Genomic DNA, 12,053 nt, shown 5'->3' on the forward strand with positions numbered 1-12,053 from the left:
TGAAGATTCGGTTGGGTGGGGTTCGGCGCGAACCGGCGCCCATGATACGCAAGCCGGGGCGCTGAGTTCAGGGTGGCGGCGGGTTGGCCCGCGATGACGCGCCCGACCCTTGTGCTGCTGCACGGCTGGGGGTTCTCCCCGGCAGTCTGGGCGCCTTTGCGTGCCGCGCTGCCCGGGTTCGAGATCCACGCGCCGGCCCTGCCGGGGCACGGGGAACTCGCTGGTGGAGAGGCCCTGGGCGATCCTGTGGCTACCTGCGAGGCCATCCGGGCTCAGCTGCCGCGCCCGCTGTCGCGCCCCATCTGGCTGGGCTGGTCGCTCGGCGGGCTGGTTGCGCTGGAGCTGGCGCGCCAGATGCCGGATACCCGGGGGCTGATCCTGCTCAACTCTACGCCGCGTTTTGCAGCGGCCCCGGACTGGGGCCATGCGCTGCCGGCCGCGGAGCTTGCGGACTTTCAGTTGGCCCTCGAGGGGCCCCGGCGGCGACTGCACCGGCGACTGGCCATGCTCTGCGCCAGGGGCTCGCCGGAAGCGGCCTCGCTGGCCGCCGACCTGACGAGCGAGCTGGAGGGTACCCCGGCGACCGATCAGGGCCTTGCGGCCGGGCTGGCCTGCCTGATGGGCCGTGACCAGCGCGCCTGCTGGCAATCCAGTCCGGTGCCGGTCGCGGCCTGCCTCGCCGAGGGGGACGCGCTGGTGCCGTCCACCGTGGCGGACGGCCTGCGCGGCCTGCGCCCGGACGCCCGACTGGCCGTGCGGCCCGGGGGGCATGCGCAGTGGTGGCAGGACCCGGCGCCCGTGGCGGCCTTCATAAACGAGTTTGTAGCGGCACTGGAGTGATCGGCGATCCATGACGGAGGCAGATGAATACGCACTCGACAAGGCGCGCGTACGCGAGGCCTTCGGGCGGGCGGCCGCGGGCTACGAGGCCCATGCGGTGCTGCAGCGCGAGGTCCAGGGGCGGCTGCTCGAGCGACTCGATCTGGTCAAGCTCCAACCGGTCCGCGTGCTGGATCTGGGCTGCGGCACCGGGGAGGCGCTGGATCTCCTGGCGCGGCGCTACCGCAAGGCCGAACTGACCGGTGTCGACTTTGCCCCGGGGATGGTCGCGGCGGTGCAGCGCCGCGGCCGCTGGTGGCGACGGCCGCTGGCCGTGTGTGCGGACATCGAGGCACTGCCCCTGCCGGAGGCGCACTACGATCTGGCGATCTCCAGTGCGGCGTTGCAGTGGTGTGCCAGCCTCGATCAGACCTTTGCCGAGGTGCGGCGTGTGCTGGCCCCGGGGGCGCTGTGGACCTTTTCCACCTTCGGCCCGGATACCCTGCGTGAGCTGCGCGCGGCCTTTGCCGAGGTCGACGGCGGGGGCGCGCAACACGTGAATGCCTTTGTCGATATGCATGACATCGGTGATGCCCTGGTGCGCGCGGGGTTCGCCGATCCGGTGATGGATCAGGAGACCCTGACGCTCACCTACGGCGATTTCCAGACCCTGCTGCGGGATCTGCGCGGGGTGGGGGTGCGCAATGCGCTGGCCGGGCGTGGGCGCGGACTGCTGGGCCCGCGCCGGTTGCAGGCCGTGGCCGAGGCCTATGCGCGGGCGTTTGCGGTCGAGGATCGACTGCCGGCGACTTGGGAGATTGTGTATGGCCATGCCTGGGTGCCGGAGGCCCCGCCGCCCTCGAAGCCGCAAGGCCGGGTGATCCCGGTTCGGCCGGTCTCTTGATCCAGATCAATCCGGCGCGATTGGCCCCTCGCAGAGCAAGGCCATAAAGATGTATTCTCTCTGGCGCTGAAAGTTCCGCCTGACTTGGGGCTATTTCCGAGTGTTACAGGCGGTCTTGGTTTTTTGTGCGTCTGGAATGGGGTAAAGTTCACGCCCCCCGAAACCATCGGGACATCCGTGTTCCCCGCAGCAAGGTGGAAAAAGTCATGTCGCAAGCAGCCACTACGGCGGGTTCCGTACCCGCAACGTCAGTCGCTTCAACCGAGCAGTACAACTACGCGATCGTCAAGCGTTTCGCGATTGCCGCCGTCCTCTGGGGCGTGTTTGGCATGGCGGCCGGGGTCTGGATTGCCTCGCAGCTCGCATTTCCGTTCCTGAACTTCGATATCGCCCAGATCACCTTTGGCCGATTCCGTCCGGTACATACCACGGCGGTCATCTTTGGTTTCGGTGGTAACGCCCTGTTTGCGACGTCCTACTATGTCGTCCAGCGCACCTGTCAGACACGGCTGTATGGTGATTCGCTGGCGAGCTTCACCTTCTACGGGTGGAACCTGGCGCTGATCCTCGGCGTGATCACCTACACCATGGGGATCACCCAGGGTCGCGAATACGCCGAGTTCAACTGGCAGATCGACATCATCATCCTGGTCGTGTGGGTGGCCTACTTCTGGATCTACCTGCAGACCCTGCTGCGTCGGAACCAGCCGCATATCTATGTGGCGAACTGGTTCTTCATGTCGTTCATTCTGGCGACAGCCTTGCTGCACATCTTCAACAACCTCGAGGTGCCGGTCGGCATCTTCCACACCGATTCCTACCCGCTGTTCTCCGGCGTGCAGGACGCGATGCGTCAGTGGTGGTACGGCCATAACGCGGTGGGCTTCTTCCTGACCGCGGCCTTCCTCGGGATGATGTACTACTTTGTGCCCAAGCAGGCCGGTCGACCGATCTACTCGTACAAGCTGTCGATCATCCACTTCTGGGCGCTGGTGTTCCTGTACATGTGGGTGGGGGCGCACCACCTGCACTGGACCGCCCTGCCGGACTGGGTCTCCACCCTGGCGGCGACCTTCTCCATCCTGCTGCTGCTGCCCTCCTGGGGTGGCATGATCAACGGCATCATGACCCTGTCGGGGGCCTGGGATAAGCTGCGCACCGACCCGATCATGCTGTTCCTGATCACGGCGCTGTCGTTCTACGGCATGTCGACCTTCGAAGGTCCGATGATGTCGCTGAAGAGCGTGAACGCGCTGTCGCACTACACCGACTGGACCGTCGGCCACGTGCACTCCGGTGCGCTGGGCTGGGTGGCGATGATCACCTTCGGTTCGCTGTACCACCTGATCCCGCGTCTGTGGGGCGTCAACCTGTACAGCCTCAAGCTCGTATACGTGCACTTCTTCCTGGCGACCATCGGGATCGTGCTGTACATCACCGCGATGTGGGTGGCCGGTATCGGTCAGGGCCTGATGCTGCGTGCCTTCGACCAGTACGGGAACCTCGCCTACACCTTCACCGAGTCGGTGGTGTTCCTGCATCGTCCGTATGTGGTGCGTGCCATTGGTGGCGGGTTCTTCCTCGCCGGCATGCTGATCATGGCCTGGAACATCGCCATGACCGTCCGCATGGGCATCAAGTCCGAAGCTCGCGAGCGTGAAGAAGCCCGCGCGGCCGAAGCCCGCACGGCCTGATAGGGAGAGACTAGATCCATGAAGCACGAAAGCGTTGAAACCAATGCCGGCCTGCTGATCATCCTGACGCTCGCGGTGATCAGTGTGGGCGGCCTGGTCGAGATCGTCCCGCTGTTCTACATCGACGACACGATCGAAGAAGTAGACGGCGTGCGCCCGTACACCCCGCTGGAGCAGCGCGGGCGGGACATCTTTGTCCGCGAGGGCTGCTACACCTGCCATTCGCAGATGGTGCGCCCGTTCCGTGACGAGATGCTGCGTTACGGCCACTACTCGCTGGCAGCGGAGTCCAAGTACGACCATCCGTTCCAGTGGGGCTCCAAGCGTACCGGGCCTGACCTGGCGCGCGTTGGTGGCAAGTACTCCAATGAATGGCAGGTCCAGCATCTGATTGACCCGCAGTCGCTGGTGCCCGAGTCGATCATGCCCGGTTATCCGTGGCTGGCGACCACGCCGCTGGACTACTCCGATATCGCGGCGCGTATGCGTGCCCTGAAGCGAGTCGGCGTGCCGTACTCGATCACCGAGGAAGAGTACGAGGCCAATGTCGAGAAGTTCGGCGAACAACACGCCCGGATGTTCGACATCAACAACGCCGAAGAGATGCTGATCGAGCAGGCGCAGGCCGAGAACTTTGACGGCGACTCCTCGTTCATCTCCGAGATGGATGCCATGGTGGCCTACCTGCAGGTGCTCGGCACCATGGTGGACTTCAGCGAATACGACGACGGCCACTTCGCCGAATTCCGTTAGGGAATTCGGCCCGGCCAAGGTTGGGAGAAATGGCAGCAGCCTGGGAATGGATCACGGATCTCGGCAACAGCAAGATGTTTGCGCTGGTGCTGTTCATGAGCACGTTCATCGGGATCGTGATTTACCTGTTCGCCAAGCCGAGCCGGGCCAGGAAGTTCGAGACGTATCGCTACATTCCTCTGGAAGAAGATGATTCGCACCTGGAGCCCACGGCCCGGCGCGACAAAACCGAGAGCGAAAAGCAATGAGCACACAGGACAACCGCGATAAGAACCAGGTCGAGACCACCGGGCACGTCTGGGACGGGGACCTTCAGGAATACAACAACCCGCTCCCGCGCTGGTGGCTGTGGGGCTTCTACGCCACGGTCGTGTTTGCGCTGGTCTACTGGCTGATCTATCCGGCCTGGCCCATCGGCGACAGCTTCACCAAAGGCTTTGCCACCATCACCTACGAGGTGAACGGCGAAGAGCGCACCACGCACTGGAATACCCGTGCCCTGCTGGCCCGCGACATGCAGACCGGCGAGTACGCGGTGCGCCAGCGCGAGATGCTGGAGCAGGTCGCCAGCCAGGACTACGAGACGATCCTGGCCGACGCCGACTCCATGAGCTTCGTCAACGCCTACGCCCAGGGCTCCTTCGGGACCTGGTGCGCGGCCTGCCACCAGGTCGGCGGCGCGGGTGTGATCGGGCAGTATCCGAACCTGCGTAACGACCACTGGAAGTGGGGCGGCACGGTCGAGCAGATCGAGCACACCATCCGCGAAGGTCGTCTGGGCTACATGCCGGGCTATCGCGACACGCTGACCGGCGATCAGATGAACGAAGTGGCGGCCTATGTCCTGTCGCTGAACGATTACGATGTTGACTCCGACCTGGCGGATGCCGGCGAACGGATCTTCACCGGCATGGAGGGCGGCTGCTTCCAGTGCCACGGCGAAGATGGCCAGGGCCTGGCCTCGCAGGGCGCGCCGAATCTGACCAACAACATCTGGGGTCTGATCGACGTGCAGGGTGCGGACAGTGACTCCGAGCGCCTGCGCCTGGTGGCCAACTTCGTCCGCGATGGTATCCAGCGCGAGATGCCGGCGTTTGCCGACCGCCTGTCGGACGACGAAATCAAGATGCTGACGGCGTACGTCCACTCGCTGGGTGGCGGTCAGTAAAGCCATTACTCCCGGGGTTCACCTGCGGGTGAGCCCCGGTTCGCACTACAGGGGTTCCGCACGGGTTTCTTGACGGCCGTACGGGCCCCTGCTTCCGTTGGGGAGACACTCCCTCGCACATGGTGGTGTGCGTACGCCGGGTTCATGCCCGGGAGGATTCATGGCGCAAGGCCAGCCAATCTACGAGGCTCGGATTCCGATCCACCCGCGATCGGTCAAGGGCCGTTTCCGAAATCTCAAGACCGGGATCCTTCTCCTGGCCTACGGGGTATTCTTTGGCCTCCCCTGGCTGCGCTGGGACCGTGACTACGGTCCCAGCCAGGCGGTTCTGTTCGACATCCCCAACCGGCAGTTTTTCCTGTTTGATCTGGTCGTCTACGCCCAGGACATCTTCTGGCTGGCGGGCTTTCTGGTCCTCGCGGCATTGCTGCTGTTCTTCGTCACCGGCGTGCTGGGCCGGGTTTTCTGTGGGTATTTCTGCTTCCAGACACTGTGGACCGATGTGTTCATGTACCTGGAGCGCAAGATCCAGGGCGAGCGGCCGGCCCGTATCCGGTTGTCCAAGCAGCCGTGGAACTTCGAGAAGGTCTGGAAGCTGGGGGCCACCCACCTGTCCTGGCTCCTGGTCGCATTCGCCACGGGCCTCGGTTTCGTCCTGTACTGGGCCGATGCCCCGACCCTGGTGCGTGACTTCTTTACCGGTGATGCCCGGTTTGCCTCCTATGTGACTGCGGGACTTCTGACCGCCACCACCTATACCTTTGCCGGGCTGGCGCGCGAGCAGGTCTGTACCTTTATCTGTCCGTACGCCCGATTCCAGAGTGTGATGTTCGATCGCGATACCCTGATCGTTTCGTACGACCAGAACCGCGGCGAGGGAACGGCCGGTCGCGCGAAGGTGAAAGCGGGTCTGAAGACCCGCGAGGAGCGTCAGGCCGCCGGGGTCGGTGACTGCATCGATTGCGGGTACTGCGTCCAGGTATGCCCGACAGGGATCGATATCCGGGATGGGCTGCAGGTCTCGTGCATCCACTGTGCGCTGTGCATCGATGCCTGCGACACCATCATGGACAAGCAGGGGTGGCCCCGCGGCTTGATCGCCTATTCGTCCGAACGCGAGCTCGAAGGCGGCAAGACCCGCTGGCTGAAGGGCAAGACGCTCGGGTATGGCGCGGCGGTGCTGGTGGTCATCGGCGCGCTGGTGTTCAGCATTCTCGAACGCCCGCCGGTCGATGTGAACGTCAACCAGGTGCGCCAGCCGCTATTCGTGCAGATGTCCGACGGTCGAGTGCAGAACAGCTACGAACTGCGCCTGAACAACGTCTCCGACCAGGAGCTCGATTTTACGCTCGATATCGACGGACTCGAGGGTGCGACGCTCGACCTGGGCCAGGTCGAGCAGATCCGGCTTGAACCCGGCCAGCGGCTGACTGTGCTAGCCCGCGTGCGCCACGACGTGGAGGCCGGAGCGGATTCGCCGATTCGCTTCTATTTCGTGATCAGCGATCGCGAAGGGCGGATCGACCCGGTCGAGGCCGATGCCCGCTTCAGCCACCGCTAATCGCGCGGGAGACGCTGCATTATCGGTGTGTCCCCGCGGCACATGGACGTGCCGCCGGAGATCGACCACCGCAGGTGGTTGATTCCGAAGCAAGCTGCAAACCCCTTTGCTCGTGCAAAGGCATCAAGACGGTGAAGCGCCGCGTGCGGCTCTGAAAGCCAGGAAGGCTTTATTTGGCGCTTTTGTAAGTTACGACAATCCGGCTGGCGAAACTGGCGCGCCGCCATCCGAGTGATACCCTGCTGCGCCGGAACGACACGATGAAGACATCATGAGCAATCTCGTCATCTCACTTGGACTGGGCAGCGCCGCGCTCGCGTTGCTGTTCGCGCTGATCTACAAGTTCACCCGTCTGCGCGCCTACAACACGGCGGCCGTAGTGGTGGCGATCATGCTGTTCGTGTTCATCCCGACCTCCATCCTCACCTGGCAGGGCGCGGATGTATTCGCGATCCATCTCGCGCTGTACATCATCGTGCCCTACGGGCTGGGAATCATCCTTACGCAGAAGGAGGCCGAAGCCGAGGATGGGCAAAAGGGCTCGTTCAGCCTGCACTGGGCGCCGCTGGTGATTGTCGGATTCTTCACGATCATCGCCTCCGTCCAGGCGGTGCTGATCACGCTCGCCCACAACGGCATGCCCGAACGGTTTATCGGCACCCTGCTGCCCGAACCGGAAAATCCTGCCGAACGCGTGACGTCAGCCTTCCCCGGGACGGTGGGCGGCATCCAGGAGCGCGACGAGGCCCTCGCGGTGCACCGCATGACGCGGCTCCAGGAGCAGCGCGAACTCGGCTGGCAGGTGCGCCAGGGCTGGGTGGAAACCCCGGTCGAAGGGGAAACCGCCACGTTCCAGGTGGAGGTCCTCGATGCCGAAGGACGGCCGATCTCTGACGCCGACATTCGCGGCACCTTCATGTGGGTCGCCGACGAGCGCCGCGACCAGGCCTTCGATATGCAGCCGATCGGTGAAGGGCTCTATCAGGTCGAGCTGACGCTGCCGTCACCGGGGCGCTGGGACCTGCGCTTCCATGTCGAGCATGACGGCCAGCTGGTCGAACAGCAGGCGCGTACCCGCGTTCGCGGCCAGTCCAGCTAGTCTCGCCGACCGCCGGTGAGCGGATCTCGTCCCCAGGTGGAGTCCACGGGCACGCCCGCTGACGCGGACGGTGGCTGTTTTCATTGTGGCCTGCCGATTCCGGGTGGCGCGAACTACCCGGTCCAGTTCGAGGGACGCGAGCGGCCCACCTGCTGCCCCGGCTGCCAGGCTGTCGCCGGGGCCATCATCGAGCGCGGCCTGGGCGCCTACTATCACCACCGCCCGGCGCCGCCCGGGCAGGCCGGCGAGCCCCTGGTCCCCGACGAACTGCGGGAGCTCGAACTCTTCGATACCGAGGCCGTCCAGCGCTCGTTCGTGACCCCGGCGTCAGACGCCGCCACCACCGGCGGGTCCCGGCTCGAGGCGGCACTGATCCTCGAGGGGATCACCTGTGCCGCCTGCGTCTGGCTGAACGAGCGCCATGTGCAGTCACTGCCGGGCGTGATCGCCTTCAGCATCAACTATTCGACCCACCGCGCGCGACTGGTCTGGGACCCGGAGCGCATCGCCCTGTCCGCAATCCTCAAGGCGATCCGCGATATCGGTTACCACGCCCACCCCTACGACCCGGGCACCCGCGAAAAGGCGATTGCCCGCGAACGCGGTCTAGCCCTGCGCCGAATCGGGGTGGCCGCGCTCGGTATGATGCAGGTGATGATGCTGGCGCTGGCCATCTGGCTGGGCGAAGACGATGCCCAGCACGCCGACCTGATGCAGTTCATGCGCTGGGTGGCAGCGGCCCTGACCACCCCCGTGGTGTTCTACTCGGCTATCCCGTTCTACCAGAGCGCCTGGCGTGACTTGCGCCAGCGCCGGCTCGGCATGGACGTCCCGGTCAGCCTGGCCATCATCGTCACCTATGTGGCCAGCCTGTACGCGGTCCTGCTCGGGACCGGCGAGCATGTCTACTTCGAGTCGGTGGTCATGTTTGTGTTCTTCCTGCTGACCAGTCGCTACCTCGAGTTGATCGCGCGACAGCATGCGAGCCAGGCCATCGATCGCCTGGATCGACTGGTGCCGGCGCTGGCCCATCGTCTGGATGCCGGTGGGCAGGAAGAGCCCGTGGCTCTTGGTGACCTGAGCCCCGGCGACCGTGTGCGCGTCCGGCCTGGGGAATCCGTCCCGGCCGATGGCTTCGTCGTCCAGGGACGCTCCACGATTAACCGTGCCCTGCTGACCGGCGAACCGGACCCCGCGCCGGTTGCCGCTGGCGACGAGGTCGTGGGCGGCACCATCAATGTCGATGGGCCGCTGATTGTCGAGGTGCGCCACGTTGGCGCCGAGACCACGCTGGCCGCGATCCAGCGCCTGCTCGATCGTGCGCAGAGTGAGAAACCCCGGATCGCCCGTATCGCCGAAACCGGGACTGGCTGGTTTGTCGGGGCGGTCCTGCTCCTGACCGCCCTCGCAGGCCTTGTCTGGTATGCCTGGATCGACCCCAGTCGGGCGCTGTGGGTGATGGTGGCGATGCTGGTCGCCACCTGTCCCTGCGCATTGGCGCTGGCAACACCCGTCGCGCTCACCGCGACGACGGGCACGCTGTCACGCCTGGGGCTCCTGGTAACGCGCGGCCGTACCCTGGAGGCCCTGGCGCGTGTCGATACCGTCTGCCTGGACAAGACGGGCACCCTGACCGAGGGCCGCCCGCGCCTCGTGGCACAGCAGGATCATGTGGCGCCGCCACCAGGGCAGGACTGGCGCACGTGGGCCGCGGCGCTGGAGGCCCATTCGGAACACCCTCTATCGCGGGCCTTCCGTGCGGCCGTGCCCGCCCCCGGCGTGGCCGCCCAGGCCGTCCATAACGAGCCGGGCAGTGGCCTGGTCGGCCAGATTGACGGGCGCGAGGTGGCGATTGGGGGGCGCGCAATGTTGTCGCAAACGGAACCCCCGGCCGTCGAGGTCCCGGCGGACAGCCCGCTTGCATCGCCGGTCTGGCTGGTGGTGGATGGCCAGCCGGTTGCGACCTTCTGGCTCGCCGACACACCACGGCCCGAGGCGGCCGAGACGGTCGCGACGCTGCGTGCGCGCGGGCTCGAGGTGATCCTCCTGACCGGCGACCGTCCGGAGGCGGGACAGCGCTTTGCCGAACACCTGGGCATCGACCGGTTCCATGGCGGCCTGACGCCGGAGGACAAGCTGCGCCATGTACGCGACCTGCAGGCCGCGGGCCGTACGGTGCTGATGGCCGGGGAAGGCATCAACGACGCGCCTGTGCTCGCCGGGGCCGACGTCTCCCTGGCCATGGGTGGCGGCACCCGTCTGGCGCAGACCCAGGCCGATCTGGTGCTGACTTCCGACCGCCTGGATCGGTTGCCGGAGGCGCTGGATCAGGCGCGGCGCACGACGCGGATCGTGCGCCAGAACATCGCCTGGGCCATCGGCTACAACGTGGTGGCCCTGCCGATCGCTGCTGCCGGTCTGCTTACGCCCTGGCTGGCAGCGTTGGGGATGTCGATGAGTTCGCTGCTGGTGGTGGGGAATGCCCTGCGTTTGCGTCCGGGGCGCGACCGCGTGGCTGCCCCGCGCGAGCACGCCAGCCGTGCGCCTGCCGAGGCGTCCGTCTCGCCCCCGGGTTGAGGCCCGACGCAGGACGAGTAGACTGGGCGCCATGTCGATTCTGTACCTGCTGATTCCGCTGGCGATGCTGTTTGCCCTGGTCGTGGGGATGGTCCTGCTGTGGGCGATACGGTCGGGGCAGTACGATGACCTCGAGGGTCCGGCGCACCGTATCCTGATGGATGACGATGACCCGCGGATCCCGACTACCGAAGACGACGAGAAGGACCAGACTTCCGGGGAGACGCAGAGACCGGAAGACCGACCGCGCTGATCCGGAAACTTGCGCCGGGACCTCCTCCCGCTTACCCTTTACCCATTCTTAAATCGATGTGTGTTGAGGGCTTTGGCTATGCGTGAGTGGTTTACCTTTGCGAACTTCCCGTTGACGTTCACCGCCGCCCTGATCATCTGGTCCTGGATCAGCTTCTTCTCGGTGATCCTGTTCGGCGGCTGAGCCGGGGATTCCCGCGCGCCGCCTGAGCGGCGTCGGAAACCATGAAAAAGGCCCCGATCGCGCAAGCGGTCGGGGCCTTTTCGTTGGGTGCAGCCGGGGTGTCGCGTCAGTCGGCGAAGGCGGTGCGGATGCGCTTGATCGCGTTGTTCTCGATCTGCCGGATGCGCTCGGCGGAGACGCCGTATTCCGCCGCCAGTTCGTGCAGCGTGGCCTTGGGCTCGCTCATGTAGCGCCGCGCCAGGATGTCGCGGGAGCGTTCGTCCAGCTCGCCCAGGGTGCTGGCCAGCCGCTCCTGATAATGGCGATCCCAGTCCTCGTCCTCGGCCACCTGCGCCGGGTCGTCGCTCATGTCCTCGATGCTCAGGCGCTGGGCCGGGGCCAGGTAGGTGTGCTCGTCGTCGCTGTCGGGCGCGGGGTCAAAGCTCGCATCCTGACTGGACAGTCGCCGCTCCATCTCCCAGACGTCATTCTCGGAGACCCCGAGGTCCCTGGCGACGGCGGAGACCTCGTCGTTCGACATCCAGCCCAGACGCTGCTTGGCGCTGCGCAGGTTGAAGAACAGCTTGCGCTGCGCCTTGGTCGTTGCCACCTTCACGATGCGCCAGTTGCGCAGGATGAACTCGTGGATCTCGGCGCGGATCCAGTGCACCGCGAACGAGACCAGGCGCACCCCCTGGTTCGGGTCGAAGCGCCGCACGGCCTTCATCAGGCCCACATTGCCCTCCTGGATCAGGTCGCCCAGGGGCAGGCCGTAGCCCTGGTAGCCGCGGGCCACATGCACGACGAAGCGCAGGTTGTGCAGGATCAGTTGGCGCGCCGCGTCCAGGTCGTTGCGTTCGTGCAGCGACCGGGCGAGTTCGCGCTCGTGCTCCGGATCCAGTACCTCGATCCGGCTAACCGCCTGCATGTAATGGTCCAGGTTCCCGACGGGAACGGGCAGGTCTGCATGCACGGTTGCCAGGGCCTTGCTGCTCATCGTGATGGATGCCTCCTGATAATAAAGTCAGAGATTAGCACTCGTGTACGTAGAGTGCTAAACCCG

Annotated in this window: 11 protein-coding genes; 10 read left to right on the forward strand and 1 reads right to left on the reverse strand. The window is 65.5% G+C overall.

Going from position 1 to position 12,053, the window contains the following annotated elements:
• Window positions 1-93 precede the first annotated feature (93 nt).
• From TK90_RS00745 to ccoS, 10 genes are all read left to right on the forward strand, one after another.
• Window positions 94-840: an alpha/beta fold hydrolase gene (locus TK90_RS00745; RefSeq protein WP_012981571.1), complete on the forward strand. Its 747-nt coding sequence runs from the start codon at window positions 94-96 to the stop codon at window positions 838-840.
• Between the two features lie 10 nt (window positions 841-850).
• The gene (gene bioC, locus TK90_RS00750; protein WP_012981572.1) at window positions 851-1,723 is read left to right on the forward strand and encodes a malonyl-ACP O-methyltransferase BioC; all 873 of its coding nucleotides are present in this window, start codon (window positions 851-853) and stop codon (window positions 1,721-1,723) included.
• A gap of 206 nt (window positions 1,724-1,929) precedes the next feature.
• Entirely contained in the window at window positions 1,930-3,417 is a 1,488-nt protein-coding gene (gene ccoN, locus TK90_RS00755; protein ID WP_012981573.1) for a cytochrome-c oxidase, cbb3-type subunit I, read from the forward strand.
• Between the two features lie 18 nt (window positions 3,418-3,435).
• The gene (gene ccoO / locus TK90_RS00760) at window positions 3,436-4,170 is read left to right on the forward strand and encodes a cytochrome-c oxidase, cbb3-type subunit II (protein WP_012981574.1); all 735 of its coding nucleotides are present in this window, start codon (window positions 3,436-3,438) and stop codon (window positions 4,168-4,170) included.
• Between the two features lie 29 nt (window positions 4,171-4,199).
• Window positions 4,200-4,418, forward strand: a complete 219-nt coding sequence (locus TK90_RS00765; protein ID WP_012981575.1) for a cbb3-type cytochrome c oxidase subunit 3 — start codon at window positions 4,200-4,202, stop codon at window positions 4,416-4,418.
• Window positions 4,415-5,338, forward strand: coding sequence for a cytochrome-c oxidase, cbb3-type subunit III (gene ccoP / locus TK90_RS00770; RefSeq protein ID WP_012981576.1), 924 nt, complete (start codon window positions 4,415-4,417; stop codon window positions 5,336-5,338). Before TK90_RS00765 ends, ccoP begins: the two co-directional genes overlap by 4 nt.
• Window positions 5,339-5,498: 160 nt before the next feature.
• On the forward strand, window positions 5,499-6,899 hold the full coding sequence (gene ccoG / locus TK90_RS00775) for a cytochrome c oxidase accessory protein CcoG (protein WP_012981577.1): 1,401 nt from the start codon (window positions 5,499-5,501) through the stop codon (window positions 6,897-6,899).
• Window positions 6,900-7,170: 271 nt separating this feature from the next.
• The gene (locus tag TK90_RS00780) at window positions 7,171-7,998 is read left to right on the forward strand and encodes a FixH family protein (RefSeq protein ID WP_012981578.1); all 828 of its coding nucleotides are present in this window, start codon (window positions 7,171-7,173) and stop codon (window positions 7,996-7,998) included.
• Between the two features lie 15 nt (window positions 7,999-8,013).
• A complete protein-coding gene (locus tag TK90_RS00785) occupies window positions 8,014-10,575 on the forward strand; it encodes a heavy metal translocating P-type ATPase (RefSeq protein ID WP_038049977.1) in 2,562 nt (853 codons plus the stop codon).
• A 31-nt stretch (window positions 10,576-10,606) separates the two neighbouring features.
• Entirely contained in the window at window positions 10,607-10,828 is a 222-nt protein-coding gene (gene ccoS, locus TK90_RS00790) for a cbb3-type cytochrome oxidase assembly protein CcoS (RefSeq protein ID WP_012981580.1), read from the forward strand.
• A gap of 289 nt (window positions 10,829-11,117) precedes the next feature.
• Here ccoS and rpoH read toward each other — a convergent pair whose 3' ends face one another.
• The gene (rpoH, locus tag TK90_RS00795; protein ID WP_012981582.1) at window positions 11,118-11,987 is read right to left on the reverse strand and encodes an RNA polymerase sigma factor RpoH; all 870 of its coding nucleotides are present in this window, start codon (window positions 11,985-11,987) and stop codon (window positions 11,118-11,120) included.
• Window positions 11,988-12,053 lie beyond the last annotated feature (66 nt).

This window comes from Thioalkalivibrio sp. K90mix, from assembly GCF_000025545.1.
GTDB lineage: Bacteria > Pseudomonadota > Gammaproteobacteria > Ectothiorhodospirales > Ectothiorhodospiraceae > Thioalkalivibrio.

Excerpts from the sequence above, each read along its gene's own strand:
- TK90_RS00745 (WP_012981571.1), top strand. The coding sequence starts at position 94 with ATGACGCGCCCGACCCTTGTGCTGCTGCACGGCTGGGGGTTCTCCCCG.
- bioC (WP_012981572.1), top strand. The coding sequence starts at position 851 with ATGACGGAGGCAGATGAATACGCACTCGACAAGGCGCGCGTACGCGAG.
- ccoN (WP_012981573.1), top strand. The coding sequence starts at position 1,930 with ATGTCGCAAGCAGCCACTACGGCGGGTTCCGTACCCGCAACGTCAGTC.
- ccoO (WP_012981574.1), top strand. The coding sequence starts at position 3,436 with ATGAAGCACGAAAGCGTTGAAACCAATGCCGGCCTGCTGATCATCCTG.
- TK90_RS00765 (WP_012981575.1), top strand. The coding sequence starts at position 4,200 with ATGGCAGCAGCCTGGGAATGGATCACGGATCTCGGCAACAGCAAGATG.
- ccoP (WP_012981576.1), top strand. The coding sequence starts at position 4,415 with ATGAGCACACAGGACAACCGCGATAAGAACCAGGTCGAGACCACCGGG.
- ccoG (WP_012981577.1), top strand. The coding sequence starts at position 5,499 with ATGGCGCAAGGCCAGCCAATCTACGAGGCTCGGATTCCGATCCACCCG.
- TK90_RS00780 (WP_012981578.1), top strand. The coding sequence starts at position 7,171 with ATGAGCAATCTCGTCATCTCACTTGGACTGGGCAGCGCCGCGCTCGCG.
- ccoS (WP_012981580.1), top strand. The coding sequence starts at position 10,607 with ATGTCGATTCTGTACCTGCTGATTCCGCTGGCGATGCTGTTTGCCCTG.
- rpoH (WP_012981582.1), bottom strand. The coding sequence starts at position 11,987 with ATGAGCAGCAAGGCCCTGGCAACCGTGCATGCAGACCTGCCCGTTCCC.